16 protein-coding genes are annotated in these 21,032 nt (G+C 73.5%); 11 read left to right on the forward strand and 5 right to left on the reverse strand.

Features of this window, described 5'->3' with window-relative positions:
* Window positions 1-57: 57 nt before the first annotated feature.
* The 7 genes from ACZ6JT_RS22740 to ACZ6JT_RS22770 all read left to right on the forward strand — a co-directional run bounded on the left by ACZ6JT_RS22740 (window position 58) and on the right by ACZ6JT_RS22770 (window position 6,741).
* Window positions 58-1,434: a cytochrome P450 gene (locus ACZ6JT_RS22740; protein WP_469212299.1), complete on the forward strand. Its 1,377-nt coding sequence runs from the start codon at window positions 58-60 to the stop codon at window positions 1,432-1,434.
* Window positions 1,435-1,545: 111 nt separating this feature from the next.
* Window positions 1,546-1,614 (forward strand): putative leader peptide, encoded by a 69-nt coding sequence (locus tag ACZ6JT_RS22745; RefSeq protein ID WP_351286961.1) that lies wholly within the window; start codon window positions 1,546-1,548, stop codon window positions 1,612-1,614.
* Between the two features lie 196 nt (window positions 1,615-1,810).
* Window positions 1,811-2,677 carry an ABC transporter permease gene (locus tag ACZ6JT_RS22750; RefSeq protein WP_469212570.1) on the forward strand — a complete coding sequence of 289 codons (867 nt, stop codon included), beginning with the start codon at window positions 1,811-1,813 and terminating at the stop codon, window positions 2,675-2,677.
* Complete coding sequence (locus ACZ6JT_RS22755) at window positions 2,650-3,378, forward strand: ABC transporter ATP-binding protein (RefSeq protein ID WP_469212301.1); 729 nt, start codon at window positions 2,650-2,652, stop codon at window positions 3,376-3,378. The genes ACZ6JT_RS22750 and ACZ6JT_RS22755 overlap by 28 nt, the downstream gene beginning before the upstream one ends.
* Before the next feature lie 44 nt (window positions 3,379-3,422).
* A complete protein-coding gene (locus tag ACZ6JT_RS22760; protein WP_469212303.1) occupies window positions 3,423-4,466 on the forward strand; it encodes an ABC transporter substrate-binding protein in 1,044 nt (347 codons plus the stop codon).
* Entirely contained in the window at window positions 4,466-5,560 is a 1,095-nt protein-coding gene (locus ACZ6JT_RS22765; RefSeq protein ID WP_469212305.1) for an LLM class flavin-dependent oxidoreductase, read from the forward strand. The genes ACZ6JT_RS22760 and ACZ6JT_RS22765 overlap by 1 nt, the downstream gene beginning before the upstream one ends.
* An 89-nt stretch (window positions 5,561-5,649) precedes the next feature.
* Complete coding sequence (locus tag ACZ6JT_RS22770) at window positions 5,650-6,741, forward strand: FAD-dependent oxidoreductase (RefSeq protein WP_469212572.1); 1,092 nt, start codon at window positions 5,650-5,652, stop codon at window positions 6,739-6,741.
* Between the two features lie 40 nt (window positions 6,742-6,781).
* On the opposite strand, the gene mltG is transcribed toward ACZ6JT_RS22770, so the two are convergent.
* Window positions 6,782-7,645 (reverse strand): endolytic transglycosylase MltG, encoded by an 864-nt coding sequence (mltG, locus tag ACZ6JT_RS22775; RefSeq protein WP_469212307.1) that lies wholly within the window; start codon window positions 7,643-7,645, stop codon window positions 6,782-6,784.
* A gap of 63 nt (window positions 7,646-7,708) precedes the next feature.
* Window positions 7,709-9,571 (reverse strand): ABC transporter ATP-binding protein, encoded by a 1,863-nt coding sequence (locus ACZ6JT_RS22780; protein ID WP_469212308.1) that lies wholly within the window; start codon window positions 9,569-9,571, stop codon window positions 7,709-7,711.
* 157 nt (window positions 9,572-9,728) lie between these two features.
* On the opposite strand from ACZ6JT_RS22780, the gene ACZ6JT_RS22785 reads away from it, so the two are divergent.
* The 4 genes from ACZ6JT_RS22785 to ACZ6JT_RS22800 all read left to right on the forward strand — a co-directional run bounded on the left by ACZ6JT_RS22785 (window position 9,729) and on the right by ACZ6JT_RS22800 (window position 16,949).
* Entirely contained in the window at window positions 9,729-10,181 is a 453-nt protein-coding gene (locus tag ACZ6JT_RS22785; RefSeq protein WP_469212310.1) for a MarR family winged helix-turn-helix transcriptional regulator, read from the forward strand.
* 40 nt (window positions 10,182-10,221) lie between these two features.
* Window positions 10,222-13,158 (forward strand): FAD-binding and (Fe-S)-binding domain-containing protein, encoded by a 2,937-nt coding sequence (locus ACZ6JT_RS22790; protein WP_469212312.1) that lies wholly within the window; start codon window positions 10,222-10,224, stop codon window positions 13,156-13,158.
* A gap of 159 nt (window positions 13,159-13,317) precedes the next feature.
* Window positions 13,318-15,171: an ABC transporter ATP-binding protein gene (locus tag ACZ6JT_RS22795; RefSeq protein WP_469212313.1), complete on the forward strand. Its 1,854-nt coding sequence runs from the start codon at window positions 13,318-13,320 to the stop codon at window positions 15,169-15,171.
* Entirely contained in the window at window positions 15,168-16,949 is a 1,782-nt protein-coding gene (locus tag ACZ6JT_RS22800) for an ABC transporter ATP-binding protein (protein WP_469212315.1), read from the forward strand. Before ACZ6JT_RS22795 ends, ACZ6JT_RS22800 begins: the two co-directional genes overlap by 4 nt.
* Window positions 16,950-16,982: 33 nt before the next feature.
* Here ACZ6JT_RS22800 and ACZ6JT_RS22805 read toward each other — a convergent pair whose 3' ends face one another.
* From ACZ6JT_RS22805 to ACZ6JT_RS22815, 3 genes are all read right to left on the reverse strand, one after another.
* Entirely contained in the window at window positions 16,983-18,407 is a 1,425-nt protein-coding gene (locus tag ACZ6JT_RS22805) for a (2,3-dihydroxybenzoyl)adenylate synthase (protein ID WP_469212317.1), read from the reverse strand.
* A gap of 175 nt (window positions 18,408-18,582) precedes the next feature.
* On the reverse strand, window positions 18,583-20,121 hold the full coding sequence (locus ACZ6JT_RS22810) for a carboxylesterase/lipase family protein (protein ID WP_469212319.1): 1,539 nt from the start codon (window positions 20,119-20,121) through the stop codon (window positions 18,583-18,585).
* A 97-nt stretch (window positions 20,122-20,218) separates the two neighbouring features.
* Window positions 20,219-21,010: a metal-dependent hydrolase gene (locus tag ACZ6JT_RS22815; RefSeq protein ID WP_469212321.1), complete on the reverse strand. Its 792-nt coding sequence runs from the start codon at window positions 21,008-21,010 to the stop codon at window positions 20,219-20,221.
* Window positions 21,011-21,032 lie beyond the last annotated feature (22 nt).

Consider the following 21,032-nt stretch of genomic DNA (forward strand, 5'->3'; position numbering starts at 1 on the left):
GCGAACGGCGCGGTCCCGCCTCTGGTGCCCTGCGGAGGCTGCTGTCACCATGCCTGCGTGACCGCGACCCTGCCCCCGGGCACCCGCAACAGCGGCCCCCGCCGGTGGCCCCTGCTCGGGAACCTGCCCGCCTTCGCCCGCGATCCACTGGCCTTCTTCGAGTCCCTGCGCGACGACTACGGAGACTGGGTGCCCTGGGCCCTCGGCCCGCAGCGCAACGTGCTGGTCTCCCGGCCCGAGCACGCCGGTGAACTGCTCGGCGCCGTCGAGTCCACCTTCAAGCCGACGGAACTGGGCTGGGCCTTCCGCCAGTTGCTGGGCGACGGGGTGGTCGTCGCCACCGGGGACGACTGGCGGCGCAAGCGGGCACTGGTCCAGCCCGCCGTGCGGCCGCGCCAGGTGCGCTCGTACGCCGCCACGATGGTGGAGTGGGCGGACGCGCTGGCCGGCGGCTGGCGCGAGGGCGAACGGATCGACGTGCACCGGGAGATGGCCGGGCTCACCCAGCGGATCGCGGTGCGCACGCTGTTCGGGAGCGACGCGGCCGGCCGGGAGGCGCCCATCAGCGCGGCGATGGCCACGGCGCAGCGGGAGCTGGGGGCGGAGTTCCGGGGGCTGACGCTGTTCCTGCCGCCGTGGGTGCGCACTCCCGGGCGGCGCCGGATGCGGGAGGCCGTGGCGGTCCTCGACCGGGAGATCGAGCACGTCATACGGGAACACGAGGCGGCGTCGGCCGCCGGCGCGGAGCGGGACGACCTGCTGAGCCGACTGCTCGCGGCCCGCGACGAGGAGGGCGGCCCGCTCTCCCGCAAGGAGCTGCGGGACGAGGCGATCACCCTCTACATCGGCGGCCACGAGACCACGTCGACCACCTTGACCTGGGCCTGGCAGCTGTTGTCGGGCGCCCCCGACGCGCGGGCCCGGCTGACGGAGGAGCTGGACCGGGTGCTCGGCGGGCGGCTGCCGACGTACGACGACTACGCGCGGTTGCCCTGGACGCGGCAGGTGGTCAAGGAGGCGCTGCGCATCTATCCGCCGATCTGGCTGATCTCTGCGGTGGCCGGGGAGGGCGCGAGCATCGGCGGGCGGGCGGTGCCGGTGGGAACCGCGGTGTGGACCAGCCCGTGGTCGGTGCACCGGGACGCGCGGTGGTTCCCGGACCCGGAGGCCTTCCGCCCCGAGCGGTGGGACGCGGACGCCCCCCATCCGGTGCCCGAGCACGCCTGGTTCCCCTTCGGCGGGGGCCCGCGGGCCTGCCTGGGGGCGCGGTTCGCGCTGGTGGAGGCCGCCCTCGTGCTGGCCGTGCTGGGGCAGCGGTTCCACCTGGACAGCGGGAGCCGGCGGACCGGAGTGTTCCCCGGCCTCACCCTGCAGCCGGTCGGACCGGTCCTGGCGACGCTGCGCGGGACCGGCCCGGGGGCGGGCGGAAACTGACGGGACCGCTCACCGGTGTCCCGATATCGGAGACGGCGAGTCCAGCCCGCGAGACGCCATTGACCCCCGCCCTGCCGGGTGGCTACGTTTCGCCGCATGTTGCGTTCAGCCATGCTCACCACGCGCGGTCACATCGACCTGCTGCGGGTGGCCTCCGCCGCGTGTCGCCGCGGCTGCTGACGCCCTTTTCCCCGCAGTGTCACGAGCGCTCCGCGCTCTTCTCCCGCATGCCGCGAACCCGCCGGCGCCGATGATCCTCCCGGTTCCGTAGCCGGACCCGTCCCGCCGCACCCGTACCGGTGCGCACGGATGCGGCTACGGCCCCGCCGCGTGCGCCCCGCCTCCTTGCCTCCCCGTCCGTGGAGCCCCCATGACCATCAGCATCAGCCATGCGCCGCCCGCGCCCGACATATCCCCTGAATCACCATCTGCATCACCCTCCGCTCTGGTCGCCGTCGTCCCGACCTCGGCGCGGCGGCGGCCCGTGCCGCGCTGGATCCGCCGCACCGCCGGCCCCCTGCTGTTGCTGACCCTGTGGCAAGTGGCCAGCAGCCTCGGCTGGCTTCCGGCCGACACCCTCGCGCCGCCGTCGACCATCGCCTCCGCCGGAACGGACCTGATCGCGGACGGGACGCTGCCCGGCGCCATGGCCGTGTCCCTGCAGCGCGTCGCGATCGGGCTGCTGATCGGCGGTACGGCGGGAACGGTCCTCGCGCTGCTGTCGGGGCTCTCGCGGCTCGGCGAGGACCTGATCGACGCGAGCGTGCAGATGCTGCGCACGGTTCCGTGGGTCGGCCTCATCCCGCTGTTCATCATCTGGATGGGCATCGGGGAGGCCCCCAAGATCGCGCTGATCGCCCTCGGTACGGCCTTCCACCTCTACCTGAACGTGTACGCGGGGATCCGCGGAGTCGACGAGCAACTCATCGAGGCGGGCGGCGCCTTGGGGCTCGGCCGATGGGGACTGGTGCGGCACGTGGTGCTGCCGGGGGCACTGCCCGGTTTCATGACCGGGCTGCGCTACTCGCTCGCCACCGCCTGGCTGGCCCTGGTCTTCGGCGAGTCCATCAACGCCGATGCCGGGATCGGCTTCCTGATGAACCAGGCGCGCGAGTTCTTCCGTACCGACGTGATCGTCGTCTGCCTCGTCGTCTACGCCTTCCTCGGCCTGACCGCCGACCTCGTCGTCCGCACTCTCGAAAGGCTGCTGCTGCAATGGCGACCGACCTTCACGGGGCAGTAGCCGCCGAGCCCGGTACGGCCGTCCGGGTCGCCGGACTGACCCGTTCCTTCGACGGCCGGGCCGTCATCGACGGGCTCGATCTCACCCTGCGGGCCGGGGAGTTCACCGCACTGCTCGGCCGCAGCGGCTGCGGCAAGTCCACGCTCCTGCGCGTACTGGCGGGCCTGGACCGGGAGATCGAGGGCGAGGTGCTGGTGCCGGAGCGGCGGGCCGTGGCCTTCCAGGCGCCCCGCCTGATGCCCTGGAAGCGGGTCTGGCGCAACGTCCTGCTCGGCCTGCCCGGGCGGCCGGACCGCGAGCGCGCCGAACGGGCCCTGGCCGAGGTCGGGCTGGAACACCGTACGGACGCCTGGCCCAAGACCCTGTCGGGCGGCGAGGCGCAGCGGGCCTCGCTCGCCCGGGCGCTGGTGCGCGAGCCCGATCTGCTGCTGCTGGACGAGCCGTTCGGTGCCCTCGACGCCCTGACCCGGATCAAGGCCCAGCAGCTGGTGGCCCGGCTGTGGCAGCGGCGCGGCTGCGCGGTGCTGCTGGTCACGCACGACGTGGACGAGGCCGTGCTGCTGGCCGATCGGATCCTCGTGATGAGCGAGGGCCGGATCTCCCACGACACCCGTGTCCCGCTGGAGCGGCCGCGCGTGGTCGGAGACCCGGGATTCGCGGCGCTGCGCACCCGACTGCTCGCCGAACTCGGCGTCGGCTGACCACCTTTCCTCCCCTTCAACCTCAACAGAACGAAGAGATCCCCATGAGACGCCATACCCTGCCGCTGCTCGCCGCCCTCGTTCCGCTGTCCCTCGTCCTCTCCGCCTGCGGCGGGAACTCCGCGGCCGACACGGGCGCGGCCGGCCAGGAGGGGAAGGACGGCAAGGGCACCGCGGTCACGCTCAACGTCGGCGACCAGAAGGGCGGCAACGAGTCGCTGCTGCGGGCCGCCGGCGAGCTGGACAAGCTCGACTACACGATCAAGTGGTCGACCTTCACCTCCGGGCCGCCGCTGCTGGAGGCCGTCAACGCCAAGGCCGTGGACATCGGCGGCGTGGGCAACACCCCGCCCGTCTTCGCGGCGGCCGCCAAGTCGAAGATCACCGTGGTGGCGGCCACGCACGGCTCCTCCGCGGGCGAGGCGATCCTCGTCCCGAAGGGCTCGGCCCTCCAGAACCCCGCCGAGCTGCGGGGGAGGAAGATCGCGGTCGCGCAGGGCAGTTCGGCGCACTTCCAGCTGATCGCGGCCCTCGAACAGGCGGGCCTGAAGCCCTCCGACGTCACCGTCAACTTCCTCCAGCCCGCCGACGCACTGGCCGCCTTCAACAGCGGCGCGGTCGACGCCTGGGCGGTCTGGGACCCGTACACCTCCCAGGTGCTGCGCACCGGTGCCCGCGTCCTGGTCTCGGGCGAGGGCACGGTCAACGGCCTCGGGTTCCAGGTGGCGGCGCCCGCCGCCCTGGAGGACCCGGCGAAGAGCAAGGCCATCGGCGACTACCTGTCCCGGCTCCAGCGCGCCCAGAACTGGGTGTACGAGCACCCGGAGGAGTGGGCGAAGGTCTGGGCGAAGGAGACCGGCCTGCCGTACGAGGTGGCCTTCGACGCGGTCAAGCGCAGCAACGGGACCCGGGTCCCGGTGGCCGTGGACGACGCGGCCGTGGTCTCCGAGCAGAAGATTGCCGACACCTTCACCGAGCTGAAGCTGATCCCCGGCAAGGTCGTCTTCAAGGACTTCGTCGACACCCGTTTCAACGGCACCCTGCCGCCCTCCACCACCGCCCCGCGTTCGTACGGGAAGGCCTCCTGATGGCGGTCCGTCTGCACTGGTTCCTGCCGACCGGCGGCGACGGCCGCACCCTGGTCGACCGGCACGCCTACGCCCACAACACGGCCGCGCCCGGGGTGCGCGAGCCGGACATCGAGTACCTCGCGCAGATCGCCAAGGCGGCGGAACGGCTCGGCTTCGAGGCGGTGCTGACCCCCACCGGGACCTGGTGCGAGGACGCCTGGCTGACCACCGTGGCGCTCTCGCAGCACACCGAGCGGCTGAAGTTCCTGGTGGCCTTCCGGCCCGGCGTGATCTCGCCGACGCTCGCCGCGCAGATGGCCGCGACCTACCAGCGGATCACCCGGGGCCGGCTCCTGCTCAATGTGGTGACGGGCGGCGACTCGGCGGAGCAGCGGCGTTTCGGGGACCACCTCGACCACGACCGCCGGTACGAGCGGACCGCCGAGTTCCTGTCCGTCGTACGGGGGGCCTGGCGCGGGGAGCCGTACGACTTCCACGGCGAGCACTACCGGATCGACGGCGGGCTGACGGCGCTGCCCCCGGACCCGCTGCCGGAGATCTTCTTCGGCGGTTCCTCGGCGGCGGCGGGGCCCGTCGCCGCCGAGCACGCCGACGTGTACCTGACCTGGGGGGAGCCTCCGCAGCAGGTGAAGGAGAAGATCGACTGGATCCGCTCGCTGGCCGAGGAGCGGGGGCGGACGGTCCGCTTCGGCATCCGGCTGCACACGATTTCGCGGGATTCCGCGAAGGAGGCCTGGGGCGCGGCGGACCGGCTGCTGGCCGATCTGGACGATGCGGACATCTCCAGGGCGCAGTCGCTGCTGGGCGCGAGCGAGTCGGTGGGCCAGCAGCGGATGCTCGCCCTGCACGGCGGTTCGCGGGACGGGCTGGAGATCTCGCCGAACCTGTGGGCGGGGGTCGGGCTGGTCCGCGGCGGGGCCGGCACGGCGCTGGTCGGCAGCCACGGCGACGTGGCGGACCGGATCGAGGAGTACCACGCGCTCGGGATCGAGAACTTCGTCCTGTCGGGCTATCCGCACCTGGAGGAGGCCTACTGGTTCGGCGAGGGGGTGACCCCGGAACTGGCCGCGCGCGGGCTGCTGGCGCCGTAGTGCGGGGCGGCGGCGGTCGGCGACGGCCGGCCGGCCGGCCGGGGAAGATCCCGCAGCCCCCGCCGGTTGGTAGAACCGTGAACTATGCGATGCGGGACGCGGACACGGTGGACACGGTCAACGTGGCGGACGTGGTGGTCGTCGGCGCCGGGCAGGCGGGCCTGTCCAGCGCCTACCACCTGACGCGGGCGGGGCTCGACCACGTGGTCCTGGACCACGCGCCGCGCCCCGGCGGGGCCTGGCAGTTCCGCTGGCCCTCGCTCACCTACGGCAGGGTGCACGGGATGCACGCCCTGCCCGGCATGGAGCTGGCCGGCGCCGACCCGCTGCGGCCCTCGTCCGAGGTGATCGGGGAGTACTTCGCCGCCTACGAGGACCGTTTCGGCCTGCGCGTACGCCGTCCCGTGGACGTCTCGGCCGTACGCGAGGGGGACGGCGGCCGGCTGCGCGTCGAGACCTCGGCCGGCGTCTGGTCGGCCCGGGCCCTGATCAACGCCACCGGGACCTGGGACCGGCCGTTCTGGCCGCGCTACCCCGGCCAGGAGACCTTCCGGGGGCGCCAGCTCCACACGGCGAACTACCCGGGGCCGCAGGAGTTCGCGGGGGCGCGGGTGATCGTCGTGGGCGGCGGCACCTCGGCCGTGCAGCACCTGCTGGAGATCGCCGAGGTGGCGGCGGAGACCACCTGGGTGACCCGGCGGCCCCCGGTCTTCCGCGACGGCGGCTTCGGCGAGGCCGAGGGCCGGGCCGCGGTGGCCCTGGTGGACGAACGGGTGCGCCGGGGGCTGCCGCCGCGGAGCGTGGTCAGCGTGACCGGGCTCCCGCTGAACGAGGCCGTCCGCGCCGGACTGGCCTCGGGTGTCCTGGACCGCCGGCCCGTCTTCGAGCGCATCACCACCACCGGCGCGGTGTGGGCGGACGGGAGCCGCGTCGAGGCGGACGTCATCCCGTGGGCCACCGGATTCCGCGCGGCCGTCGACCACCTGGCCCCGCTGCGCCTGCGCGAGCCGGGCGGCGGCATCCGGGTCGAGGGGACCAGGGCCGTGCGCGACGAGCGGATCCACCTGGTCGGCTACGGCCCTTCGGCATCGACCATCGGCGCCAACCGTGCGGGCGGGGCCGCGGTCCGCGAGATCCGCCGGCTGCTGACCCGCGAACGGGTGGGCTCGCCCGCGGTCTGACCCGGCCGCCCGCGTCCGCTCCCGGGAGGGGCGACGGCGATCATTTCCCGGGGGCAGTGCCCTGACCTGCGCGGGGACCCGCGTGGGCGCGGATCCGGTTGAACTCCGCGACGTGCTTCCTGTGCTCGTCGTAGGTCGCCGAGAAACGGGTGTCCCCCGGCTTCACGGTGACGAAGAAGAGCCAGTCGCCGGGCGTCGGCGCGACCGCGGCCGCCATGGCCTCCAGGCCCGGGCTGTCGATCGGCGTGGGCGGCAGACCCTGGCGCTCGTAGGTGTTGAAGGGGCTGTCGATGCGGGTGTCGCTCAGCTTGGTGTCCACCGTGCTGCGGTTCAGCGCGTAGTTGATGGTGGAGTCCATCTGCAGCGGCATCGACTTCGCCAGCCGGTTGTGCACCACCCGTGCGACCCTGCCCATGTCGGCCCGGCCCTCCGCCTCGGCCTCGATGATGCTGGCCAGGGTGGCCGTCTGGTACGGGGTCAGGCCGTGGACCTTGCCACCGTCCGCGACGGCCCTGGTGGCGAGTTTCTCGTTCGCCGTTCGCACCATGTGCGCGAGGAGCGTGGCCGGGGTGGACTTCGAGGTCACCGGGTAGGTCGCCGGGAAGAGGTAGCCCTCCGGGTTGCCCTTCGCCTCCGCGGGCAGGGCCAGTCCGGCGGTGGCGACCGCCGACTTCGCGGAGCCCGGCGGTAGCTTCAGCTCGCGCTCGATGGCTGCGTACACCTGCGCGGCGCGCCACCCTTCGGGAATCACCAACCGGCGTGGCTCCTCCGGCGCTTCCCCCTCCCCGAGGAGCAGGATCAGGGCTGCCGCACCGACGGCAAGCAGCGTGCCGAGGAAGAGCGCCAGCCGGCCCCGGCGGGTGAGCCGGGATCGGTGCTGCGGCGACAGATACTCATGACGCATGCGGCAACGCTAACCCGCAAATCTTTACATTTCCGGCATCCCGCCCAGGTTCCGGTCATACGGTCACACTTTCACCGGAGCCAGCTGAAGGCCCTCGGGCGGCTCGGGCGCCAGCGCGGCGTCCCGGTCCCGGCGGACCAGGGCGGCGTACCGGCCGTCCGCTTTCAGCAGCTCCTCGTGCGTACCGCGCTCGGCGATGCGGCCCGCGTCCAGGACCACGATCTGGTCGGCGTCGCGCACGGTGGAGAGGCGGTGCGCGATGGTGATGGTGGTGCGGCCGGCCGAGAGGTGGTCGATGGCCTGCTGGACGGCGTGCTCGGTACGGGTGTCCAGGGCGCTGGTGGCCTCGTCGAGGATCAGCACGGGCGGGTCGCGCAGGATGGTGCGGGCGATGGCCAGCCGCTGCTTCTCGCCTCCGGAGAACCGGTATCCGCGCTCGCCGACCAGGGTGTCGTACCCGTCGGGCAGCGACGAGATGTGGTCGTGGATCTGCGCCGCGCGGGCCGCTTCCGTGATCTCCTCGTCGGTGGCGTCCGGCTTGGCGAAGCGCAGGTTGTCCGCGACCGATGCGTGGAAGAGGTAGGTCTCCTGGGAGACCACGCCGATGGAACGGGCCAGCGAGTCGAAGTCGAGGTCGCGCACGTCCACGCCGTCCAGGGTGACCCGTCCGCCGGTCACGTCGTAGAGCCGGGGGACGAGGTAGCTGAGCGTGCTCTTGCCGGATCCCGTCGGGCCGACCACGGCGAGGGAGCCGCCGGCCGGGACCGTGATGTCGATCCCCGTGAGGGTCGGTCCGCTCGTGGCGTCGTACGCGAAGTGCACGTCCTCCAGCACGACCTCACCCTTGGCGCGGTCGAGACGCACCGGCTCGGCACGCTCGGTGATGTCCACCGGCAGGTCGAGGTACTCGAAGATGCGGGCGAACAGCGCGAGCGAGGTCTGTATCTGCACACCGGTCGACAGCAGGCTCACGGCGGGCCGGAAGAGGCCCTGCTGGAGGGTGACGAAGGCGACGAGGGTGCCGACGGAGAGCGAGGGCGCGCCCGTCTGGAGGGCCAGGCCGGCGGCCCAGTAGATGAGTGCGGGCATCGCGGCCATGACGATGCCGATCGTGGACATCCGCCAGCGGCCGGCCATGCTGGACCGCACCTCGAGGCCGACGAGCTTCTCGGACTCCTCGGCGAAGGCCGAGGTGAGCGACTCGGACCGGCCCATGGTGCGACCCAGCAGGATGCCGCTCACCGAGAGCGACTCGGTGACCGTCGCGGCCATGGCGGCCATCTGCTTCTGCCGCTTCGTGGTGATCCTCTTGCGCTCGCGGCCGACCCGCCGGCTGATCCACACGAAGACGGGGAGCAGGAGCAGCGAGACGAGGGTGAGCCGCCAGTCGAGCGCCAGCATGGCGACGACGGAGGCGATGACGGCCGTCAGGTTCGAGACGAGCGAGGTCGCGGTGGAGGTGACGGTGGCCTGCATGCCGCCGATGTCGTTGGCGATGCGGGACTGCACCTCACCGGTGCGGGTCCGGGTGAAGAAGGCCAGCGGCATCCGCTGGAGCTGCGCGTAGACGGCGGTGCGCAGGTCGTGCATGACGCGCTGGCCGACCGTGGTGGAGATCAGCGTCTGGAGCACGCCGAAGACGCTGGTGACGACGGCGGTGAGGATCATGCCGAGGGCGAGCAGGCTGAGCAGCCCGGTGCGGCCCTGCGGGATCGCGACGTCGAGGATCTCCCGGAGCAGGAACGGCGAGGCGACGCCGACCAGCGAGGAGGCACCGACGAGCAGGCCGACGACGGCGAGCCGGCCCCGGTAGGGCCGGAAGAGCGCCACGATGCGGCGCAGCTCCCGCGGCTGTTCCGCGGGGGCGGCGCGGGCCGGATCGAGGGGGTCTTTCGATGGAATCCACTTGGGTTCGTCGTGCGGCATGGGCGCCCTCTCGGGGGTCGGGAGTCAGGGGTCGAGTCGGCGGTCGAGGTCTCCGGGGAGTCGGTTCGGCGCCGGGTCCGGCACCAGTCGCCACCATGGGAGCATAGGTCATTGTTACCTATACTCACAATGAACGGGGTCCTGATATTGTTCCCGCATGAGCTCCGCCTCCGACACCGATCGCCTCCTCGCCGAACAGCTGCTGCGCCTGACGCGCAGGCTCCACCGGATCCAGAAGCGCCACATGGAGCCGCTCGGGATCACTCCCGCCCAGAGTCGGCTGCTGCGCCTCGTCTCGCACTACGAGGGCGAGCAGCCGCCCCGGATGGCGGACCTCGCCACGCGCCTGGAAGTCGTCCCCCGCGCCGTGACCACCCTCGTCGACGGCCTGGAGGCGGCCGGGTGCGTGCGCCGTGCGCCCGACCCCGCCAACCGGCGCGTCATCCGGATCGAGCTCACCGACACCGGTCGCGCCACGCTGCGCCGTCTGCGCAACGCGCGAACCGACGCGGCAGAGGAGATCCTGGCTCCGTTGACCGCCGACCAGCGCGAAGTGCTCGGCGGTCTGCTGAACGCCCTGTCGGACGCGCCGGCGGAGCGCACCTGCTGAATGGGCCACACGTGGGCCCGGACGAGGCGAGGGGGCCCACATGCCGCTGCCGGAACCGAAACCGGGCACCCCGCGCCCGCGCGGCATCAGCGGCCCCTCCCCCGACCGGGTCCCCGCGCACCGGGCCGCAGGCACCCCCGAGCCCCTGCGCGGCGAGCTGACCGCACTGCTGGGCGCCGGGAAGGTCCTGTGGAAGATCTCCGACCTGGTCCGCTACGCCTCCGACGCCTCCCCCTACCGGTTCGTGCCCCGGGTCGTGGTGATCGCGGAGGACGTCGACGACGTCTCCGCGGTGCTCTCGTACGCCCGCGGCCGCGGGCGCGAGGTCGTCTTCCGGGCCGCCGGGACCTCGCTCAACGGCCAGGCCCAGGGCGAGGACATCCTCGTCGACGTACGCCGCCACTGGGCCGGGACCCAGGTGCTGGAGGAGGGCCGGCGGGCCCGGATCCGGCCCGGCACCACCGTGGCGCGGGCCAACGCCGCCCTCGCCCGGCACGGCCGGATCCTCGGCCCCGACCCGGCCAGCGCCCTCGCCTGCACCCTCGGCGGGGTCGTCGCCAACAACGCCTCCGGCATGACCGCCGGCACCACGCGGAACTCCTACCGCACGCTCTCCTCCCTCACCGTCGTGCTGCCCGGCGGCACCGTCGTGGACACGGCCGACCCGCTGGCCGACGAGGAGCTGGCGCGCGCCGAACCGGCCCTGTGCCGTGGCCTGATGGAGATCAAGGAGGAGATCGAGGCCGATCCCGCGCTGCTCGCCCGGATCCGCGCCAAGTACGAGATCAAGAACACCACCGGCTACCGCCTCGACGCCTACCTCGACGGCAACACCCCCGTCGAGATCCTCCGGGGACTGATGGTCGGCTCGGAGGGCACCCTCGGCTTCATCTCCGAGGTCGTCTTCGACACCCTCCCCCTCGACCGCGAGGTCTGCTCGGCCCTGCTGTTCTTCCCCTCGCTGCCCGCCGCCGCCGCGGCCGTGCCCCTCTTCAACGAGGCGGGCGCCGTCGCCGTGGAGCTGATGGACGGCAACACCCTGCGCGCCTCGGTCAGCGTCGCGGGCGTTCCCGCCGACTGGGCGGACCTGCCCCGGGACACGACCGCCCTGCTCGTGGAGTTCCGCGCCCCCGACGAGTCCGGCCGGGCAGCCTGCGAACGCCGGGCCACGCGCGCCCTCGCCGGACTCGACCTGATCGCCCCGGTGGCCTCGGTCACCAACGCCTTCACGAGCGACCCGAAGACCATCGGCGGCTACTGGAAGGTCCGCAAGGCCTTCGTCACCGCCGTCGGCGGAGCCCGCGCCCCCGGCACCACCCTGATCACCGAGGACTTCGCGGTTCCGCCCTCCCGGCTGGCCGAAGCCTGCGAGGCACTCCTCGCCCTCCAGGCGGAGCACGGCTTCGACGCCGCCGTCGCCGGCCACGCCGCCCACGGCAACCTGCACTTCCTGCTCGCCTTCGACGCCGCCGACCCGGCCGACGTCGAGCGGTACGGGGCCTTCATGGAGGCCTTCTGCCGGCTCACCGTCGAGCGCTTCGACGGGTCCCTGAAGGCCGAGCACTCCACCGGGCGCAACATGGCCCCCTTCCTGGAACTCGAATGGGGCCCCCGGGCGGCCGGGCTGATGTGGCGCACCAAACGGGTAGTCGACCCGCACGGGGTGCTCGCCCCGCGCGTCCTCCTCGACCGCGACCCGCGGGCCCACCTGCGCGGACTCAAGACCATTCCGCGGGTGGAGGCGGTGGCCGACCCCTGCATCGAGTGCGGCTTCTGCGAACCGACGTGCCCCAGCGGGGACCTGACGACCACTCCGCGCGAGCGGATCGTGCTGCGCCGGGAGATGGTGCGCCAGGAGCCCGGCTCCCCCGTGCTGGACGTACTCCTCGGCTCCTACGGCCACGACGCGGTGGACACCTGCGCGGCCGACTCCACCTGCCGACTGGCCTGCCCGGTCGGCATCGACACCGGGGCGCTGATGAGGGAATTCCGCCACCGCCGGCACAGCGCGCGCGAGGAGGCCGCCGCCGCGCTGGCCGCCCGGCGGTTCCGGGCCGTCGAGGCCGCCGCCCGGCTGACGGCGGCCGCCGCCGACCGTCTCTCCCGCCGGATCGGGGACCGGGCGCTGGAGGCGGTCACGGAGGCCGCGCGGAAGGCCGTACGACCGGACCTTCTGCCGCGGTGGCTGCCGCAGATCCCCGCCGTCGCCCCGCGGAACCTGCCCGCGACCCGCCGGGTGGGCGCCGCGGCGGTGTACTACCCGGCCTGCGTCAACCGGATCCTCGGCGGCCCCCGCGGCCGTCCCGGTCCCTCCCTGCCGGAGGCCGTGGTGGCCGTGTCGGAGCGCGCCGGCAAACCCGTCTGGATCCCCCGCGACGTGAAGGGGACCTGCTGCGCGACCATCTGGCACTCCAAGGGCTACGCCGCCGGGAACCGCGAGATGGCCAACCGGATCGTCGAGGCGGCCTGGGGCTGGACGGCCGGCGGGCGGCTGCCGCTGGTCGTCGACGCCTCCTCCTGCACGCTGGGCATCGCGCACGACGTGGTCCCGTACCTGACGCGGGACAACCGGTCACTCCACGCGGAGCTGCGGGTCCTCGACTCGGTCGTGTGGGCCGCGGAGGAACTGCTGCCGCACCTGGAGGTCCGGCGCACGGTCGCCTCGGCCGTGGTCCATCCCACCTGCTCGATGCGGCACTTGGGCGACGAGGCGCACCTGCGGGCGGTGGCAGCGGCCTGCGCCGAGGAGGTGGTGGTCCCGGACGACGCGGGCTGCTGCGCCTTCGCGGGCGACCGGGGGATGCTGCACCCGGAGCTGACGGCCTCGGCCACGGCGCGGGAGGCGGCGGAGGTGACGGCGCGGGACTTCGACGCACACCTGTCGGCGAACCGGATGTGCGAGGTGGGCATGGACCGGGCGACCGGGCGGAGTTACCATTCGGCGCTGATCGAACTGGAGCACGCCACCCGCCCGTGAACGCCGGCGCGTGCGACCCCTCTGGACAGGCACGACGCCGCCCGGGGGTCCGCAGACCTCATCGCGGGAGGCCCCCGCCGACGGAAAATCGATTGCCCCGGACCGGTCCGGAAGGCGAACCTTGCACGGTTTGGACCACTCGACCAGTCATGGGGCGTCATGCAGATCAGCGATCTTCCGTATCCGGATCCAGGGGTACCCGACGCTCGCTCAGGCCCCCGTTTCCTCCTGTGGCTGGGGCGCGGTCAGCTCGGCGGACAGCTCAAGAGCCTGTGCTGGGGAATCCTGCACTTCTCCGGCATCGCGGGGCTGCCGTACGCCGTGGGACTGGGCGTCGACGCCGTCGTCGAACGTGACACCGACCGGCTGCTGCTCGTCGGCGCGCTGCTCCTGCTGATCGGCGTGGCCATCTCGGTCGGCGACGCGATGCTGCACCGCACCGCCGTCACCAACTGGATCACCGCGGCCGCACGCGTGCAGCAGCTGCTCGCGCGCAAGACGGCCGAACTGGGCTCGGCCCTGACCCGCCGGGTCGCGGCGGGCGAGGTGGTCGCGGTGTCCACGGGCGACGTCGAGAAGATCGGCTGGTTCGTCGAGGCGGTCTCCCGCTTCCTCGCGGCCGTCTTCGCCGTCGTCCTCGTCTGCGTCGGCCTGCTGTTCTACGCACCCGAGCTGGGCGTGGTCGTGGCCATCGGCGTACCGGTGATCGCCCTGGCCTCGCTGCCGCTGCTGCCGCGCGCCACCAAGCGGGCCGACGTCCAGCGGGAGAAGGCGGGCAAGGCCACCGAGCTGGCGTCCGACACCGTGGCGGGGCTGCGCGTGCTGCGCGGCATCGGTGGTGAGGAGCTGTTCCTCGGCCGGTACCGCGAGGCCTCTCAGGAAGTCCGCAAGGCCGCCGTGCGCAGTGCCCGGATGTGGGCGCTGATCTCCGCGATCCAGGTGCTGCTCCCGGGCGCGCTGCTGATCACGGTGGTCTGGTACGGCGCCACGCTCGTCGTGGACGGGCGCATCGCGGTGGGTGAACTCGTCGCGGCGTTCAGCGCGGTGGCGACGCTGCTCTACCCCCTGCGGCACTTCGAGGAGATCGCCATGTCCTACTCCTTCTCGCGCCCTTCCGCCAAGCGGGCCGCCCGGGTGCTGTCGCTGACGCGTACGGACGCCGCCGAGGACGGGGCCGTGACTGGGGACGTGGAGGCACCGGCCGCGGGCGGGGACCTGTACGACCCGCAGACCGGGCTGCTGGCCCCCGCGGGCCGGTTCACCGCCGTCGTGTGCGGGGACCCGGACCTGGCGGGCCGGCTCGCCGAGCGCCTCGGGGGCCACCCCATGGACGGCGACGGGAAGGACGACGCGACGGGCGACGGTCCGTCGGTGCTCCTCGGCGGCGTCGCGCTGGACGAGCTCGCGCTGGACACCGCGCGCACGCTGGTCCTCGTGCAGGACAAGGATCCGGTGCTGCTGTCCGGGACCCTGCGGGAGCTGTTCGACGTACCGGCCTCCGGCGCGGTCGACTCCGGAGCGGCGCTGGCGGCCGCCCAGTGCGGGGACGTCCTGGACGCACTTCTGCAGTCGGCGCCGGACGGGGTCGACGATCCGATGGACGCGCGGATCACCGAGCGCGGCCGCTCACTGTCCGGCGGACAGCGTCAGCGTCTCGCGCTGGCGCGGTCCCTGGTCACCGACCCGGAGGTACTGGTGCTGGACGAGCCGACCTCCGCGGTCGACTCGCACACCGAGGCGCGGATCGCGGACGGGGTCGCGACCCTGCGCACCGGCCGCACCACGGTGGTACTGGCGTCCTCGCCGCTGCTGCTGGACCGGGCGGACCGGGTCGTGCTCATCGACGGGGGCACGGTGGCGGCGGTCGGCACGCACCGCGAACTGCTGCACCGCGAGCCGCTGTACCGGGCCGTCGTCACCCGTGAGACGGACGAGGAGCAGCAGCGGCCCCTCGCTCGGCTGGAACTGACCGAGCTGGAAGAAGCACTCACAGAGATCGAGGAATCCGCATGATCGGCGTGGCGCCGCCGGAGTACGATCCGGCGGCCCCCCAGTCGGCCACGACCCTGCCCGTGGGCAGTTCGGCGACCGTACGGGGCTATGTGCGCGGCCTGTTCCGCCGCCACCGGCGGGCCTTCGTGCTGCTGGTGACGGTCAACGCGGTCGCGGTGATCGCCTCCATGATCGGCCCGTACCTGCTGGGCCGGGTCGTGGACGATCTCGCGCAGGGGGCGCGCGAGCTCCATCTGGGGCGCGTGGCGCTGCTGTTCGCGCTGGCGCTCGCCGTCCAGACGTTCTTCGTCCGGCTGGTCCGGCTGCGCGGGGCGATGCTGGGCGAGGAGATGCTGGCCGATCTGCGCGAGGACTTCCTCGTCCGGTCGGTGGGGCTGCCGCCCGGTGTGCTGGAGCGGGCCGGTACCGGTGACCTGCTGTCGCGGATCACCACCGACATCGACCGGCTGGCGAACGCCATGCGCGAGGCCGTCCCTCAGCTGGCCATCGGCGTGGTGTGGGCCGGGCTGCTGTTCGGCGCGCTCGCGGTGACCGCGCCGCCGCTGGCGCTGGCCGCGCTGGTGGCGCTGCCGGTGCTGGTGATCGGCTGCCGCTGGTACTTCCGGCGCGCGCCGTCGGCGTACCGCTCGGAAGCGGCCGGCTACGCGGCGGTCGCGGCCGTGCTCACCGAGACGGTGGACGCGGGCCGCACGGTCGAGGCGCACCGCCTCGGACCGGACCGGATCGCGCTGTCGGAGCGGCGGATCTCGCAGTGGGTGGCGTGGGAGCGGTACACGCTCTTCCTGCGGACGGTGCTCTTCCCCGTCATCAACGTCACCTTCGTGACGATCCTCGGCTCGGTGCTGATGATCGGCGGCTACTGCGTGCTGCGGGGCTGGATGTCGGTGGGGCAGCTGACCACGGGGGCACTGCTGGCGCAGATGCTCGTCGACCCGATCGGCCTGATCCTGCGCTGGTACGACGAGCTGCAGGTCGCCCAGGTCTCGCTGGGCCGGCTGGTGGGCGTACGGCAGATCGAGCAGGACGCGGGGGACGCGAAGGTGGCGCCCGAGGGCCGGGACGTCCGGGCCGAGGAGGTCCACTTCGGCTACCGGGAGGGCGTGGACGTCCTGCACCAGGTGTCGATGTCCGTGCCGCCGGGCACCCGGATGGCGCTCGTCGGGCCCTCGGGCGCGGGCAAGTCCACCCTGGGGCGGCTGCTCGCGGGCATCTACGCGCCCCGGACCGGCGAGGTCACCCTCGGCGGGGCGCGGCTGTCGGGGATGCCCGCCGAGCGGGTGCGCGAGCACGTGGCACTGGTCAACCAGGAGCACCACGTGTTCGTGGGCTCGCTGCGCGACAACCTCCGCCTCGCGCGGACGGGCGCCGGGGACACCGAACTGTGGGCGGCGCTGGGCGCGGTCGACGCGGACGGCTGGGCGCGGGCCCTGGAGGCCGGCCTGGACACCGAGGTCGGTTCCGGCGGTACGGCGCTGACCCCGGCCCAGGCACAGCAGATCGCACTGGCCCGGCTGGTGCTGGCGGACCCGCACACGCTGGTGCTGGACGAGGCCACGTCCCTGCTGGACCCGCGGGCGGCGCGGCACCTGGAGCGCTCGCTCGCGCGGGTGCTGGACGGGCGCACGGTCATCGCCATCGCCCACCGGCTGCACACCGCGCACGACGCGGACGTGATCGCGGTGGTCGAGGCCGGCCGGATCAGCGAACTCGGCTCGCACGACGAGCTGGTCGCGGCCGACGGGGCGTACGCGGCGCTGTGGCGGTCCTGGCACGGGTGACCCGGGCCGGCGGCTGCGCGGCCGTCCGGCCCGTCACGGGCCGGACGGCTCCTCGTGGTCCGACGGCTCCTCGTGGTCCGACGGCTCCGCGTGGTCGGCCCGCGGCCGGACGTCCTGGAGGCGGCCGCTCACCACGAGGCTGCCGTCGGGGGTGCGCCGCGCGAGGTGGCCGGTGCGGAGGTAGCCGTCGGCGGTGAAGGAGCGTGCGTTGCGGCCGGGCGCCCGGTAGTAGCCCCGCGGGGTGTAGGGGCCCCGGGCGAGGAGTTCGCCGGGCTCACCGTCGGGCACGTCCTCGCCTTCGGCGTCGACGAGGCGGATCTCGTCGTCGGGCGAGAGCGGGCGGCCCTGCGTGGTGAGCACGGTCTCCTCCGGATCGTCGGGCCGGGTGAGGGTGAGCGGCCCCTCGGCCTTGCCGAAGACCTGCTGGAGACGACAGCCGAGTTCGGGGCCCAGCCGCTCGGCGGTGGCCCGGTCCAGGGGCCCGTCGACGATCTGCACGAGACGCAGACTGCTCACGTCGGCCCGGGCGGTGGGCAGCGCGGCGAGCCAGAGCCGGGCGTCGGCGGGCGCCAGCGAGGTGAGGGTGACCCGCTCCCGTTCGATGAGCGGAAGGCTTTCCGCCGGTCCCGCGTCCTCGGCCAGCACGACGGTGCCGCCGACGGAGAGGGTCCCGACGATGCCGGGGCTGCCGAAGGCGAAGGGGGACGCGGCGGGCAGCGCGGCGAGGTACACGTCGTCCTCGGTAAGCGACACCAGTTCGGCGGCGGCCCGCGCCTGGTAGACGTAGTCGTCGTGGGTGCGCGCGACGATCTCGGGCGCCTCGGCGGTACCGCCGGAGAGCATGAACAAGGCCACCTGGTCGGCGCGCTGCGCGAGCGGCCGGTCGGGCGGGGAGTCGAGGGAAGCCAGCGGGAAGTAGTGGCAGCCCGACGGGTCGGTCATGAAGCCCCCGTACGGGGACGAGTCGCCCGGCGCCTCCAGGGGGAACACCCGCCGCAGGAAGGGGCCTGCGGCCGCGATGTCGGCGGCCATCGCCGTGTGGTCGAAGCCCTGGTGGGTCGAGGGGCCGACGTAGCCGACGGCCTGGGTGACCCACGCGACCGGGGACACCTCGGACGCGCGGTGCTCTACCGGGCACAGGACGGGGAGGACGCCGGCGCGCATCAGCGCGAAGACGGTGACGACGAACTCGGGGACGTTCGGCAGCTGGACGATGACCCGCTGCCCGGGGCGCAGGCCGCGCAGCCGGAATCCGGCGGCCATCCGGTCCACGCGCCGGTTCAGGTTCGCGTAGGTGACGCGGGTGGCTCGGTGCACGAGGGCGGTCCGCGGTCCGTGCTGCAGGGCCCAGTCGCGCAGCAGGTTGTCGAGCGTGTTGCCACGCCAGTGCCCGGCCCTCCAATAGCGGTCGACGAACTCCTCGGGCCAGGGTGTGCAGCCCTCGAGCATCCGTGTCATGCGCTTCCTTCCCCCGCCGTCCCGACCCTGTCCACCCAACCCGCCAACGCCCTTGCGCACCATGCGCTTTCCCGACCATGGGCGCTGCATTCGATCAGCTGAAAGACCAAGGAACGCCGCTGACCAGCAGGAACGGTCGTGGCGTGGCGGGCCGGCGGCCAGGCGGCCTGGCGGACTAGGGGCCGAGCAGCGGCAGGGCGGGGAAGGTGTGGTCCTGCCAGATCCGGCGGGAGGCCTCCTCCGGGTAGGCGGCGAGGTCCGGCCCGGTGCCGAAGATCCGCACGAGGCGCTGCCCGGTGTCGTACGCGGGCCAGCCGGGGTCGCCGTGGGCGGCGAACGCCGTCCAGGCGGCCCGCATGCGCGCGGACAGCTCCTGCGCCTCCGGGAAGGGGCTTTCGCCGATCAGCGCCGCGGGCTGGCCGCGGTCCAGGTTGCCGAAGACCAGCGGCACGTCGAGGCCGTGGCAGGCGCCGAGGGCGCCGCCCATGCCCGGGGCCGACCAGGTCAGCTCGTAGACGTGGGCCCGGCCGCCGGCGGCGGTCTGGGCCTGGGCGAGGTGGAGGGACGGCATGCGGAACAGCCAGTCGGATCCGACGAGCTCGTACAGCGCGTCGGGGTCGGCGGCCGGAAAGGCCTCGCGGTAGCGGCGTGCGGCGTCCGGGCCGGGGCCGAAGACGTGCAGGGCGGTCTCCGCCTGCTCCGCGGTGACCTGGCCGAGCAGTCCGTCGAGGGCGGTGAGCAAGCGTGTCTCGTCGCGGGTGTGGCCGACGAGGAGATCGATGTCCCGGCCGGCGCCCTGGGCCAGGGCCTGCCACGGCGTGACCGGCAGGGTCTCGTCTCCGACGACCGGCGAGAACGGGATCGCCCGGTGCGCGACCGGGCCCCAGCGGTGGGCCCACTGGTGCATCTTGGCGCCGACCGCGTCACCGGCGGCGGACAGCCGGGCGGGGTCCACCGCGGACAGGTCGATGAGCGTGGGGCGCAGTCCCAGCTCGGCGGCGCAGGCGGCGGCGATGTCGGCGGCGAGCTCCGGCGAGAAGAAGGTGCCCTGCACGCTCTGCGCGACGGCTCGGCGGAAGAGGCCGGCCGCGCGCGGCATGGCCGACAGCGCGGCGACCGATCCGGCGCCCGCCGACTGGCCGAAGACCGTGACGCGGTCCGGGTCACCGCCGAAGGCGCGGATATTGTCGCGCACCCATTCCAGGGCGGCGACCTGGTCCAGCAGGCCCCGGTTGGCGGGCGCCCCTTCGATCTGCCCGAACCCCTCGAGGCCGACACGGTAGTTGAACGTCACCACGACGACACCGCCGTCGCGCGCCAGGCGGCCCCCGTCGTACTCGGGAAGGCCCGACGTGCCGATCGAGTACGCCCCGCCCTGGATCCACACCATCACCGGCAGCCCCGCGCCCGGGTCCGGCTCGGGCGACCACACGTTGACCGTGAGCCAGTCGTCGCCCGCCGCGTCCCGGGCCAGCGCGTCCATGCCGAAGTGGCCGCCCTGCGGTGGCGGCGGCCCGTACGACACGGCCGGCCGTACGCCGTCCCATCCCCGTACGGGCCGCGGTGCGGCGAACCGGAGCGGGCCGACGGGCGGCTCGGCGAAGGGAATGCCGCGGAAGACCGCCACCCCCTCCTCGCGGGTGCCGCGCAGCGCTCCGCCCGGCACGCGGACCTTCGGCCCGGATCCGGCGGCCTCGGACGCGACAACGGTCATCACAGCTCCCTCACTGGGCGGCGCGAACGCTTCGGATCATCCCGTCGCCGCCCGAGGCGCGCCAGCGATTTAGGGAGTTGCCGGCGCCGACCGGGGACTAGATGAACCCGAGGGCCGAGGCGCCGCCGAAGCCGCCCAGCAGGACGAAGACGGGCATGAGGACCTTGAGCTCCACCCAGCTGCCGGCGCGGAAGCGCATCATCTTCGGCGGGCCGACCGGATACCAGCGCTTGCCGGCGATCGGAAGGGGCCACAGGACCGGGCAGCCGGAGACGGTCAGCGCGTCGCCGATGTCGTGGACCAGGGCGCCGAGCACGATCGGCAGGCCGAGCCAGAGGTACTCCTGGCCCGGTCCGGTGAACAGCCAGTTCGCTCCGTTGCCGGGCTGGTCGAGCACTCCGGCCAGGATCCACGCGCTGGTCGCGCCGAGCAGCCAGACCAGGACGTCGCTGGACATCCGGGCCGCCCGCCACAGCAGGCCTTCGACCGCCAGCACCAGGTGCACGAAGAGCAGGGCCAGCACGCCCCAGCGGTCGGCGGTGACGGCGAGCACGGAGGCGCCGCCGCCGATCAGGACGGCCCAGAGCCACGTGTGCGTCAGTGTGCGGTGGCCGCCGGTGCGGCGGGCGTCCTTCTTGGAGCGGGTGGACTTGTAGACGGCGTAGGAGATCTTGTCGACCACCTCGCACAGCCCCTTGGAGAGGGGGCCGAAGGCGCGCGAGATCGTCGCCGACTTGTGGTCGAGGTCGGGGGCCAGGGCCGCCCCGGCGCAGATGAGCGCGCCGACGACGAGGACCGGCCACGGCATGGGGTGTCCGGCTGCCGCGGTCGCCGCGCCCACCCCCAGCCAGGCCGCTGCACCGGACAGTGAGTGCGCCGGACCCATCATGGTCGTTTCCCGCCCCGCTGGT

This window comes from Streptomyces sp. NPDC046308, assembly GCF_055588065.1.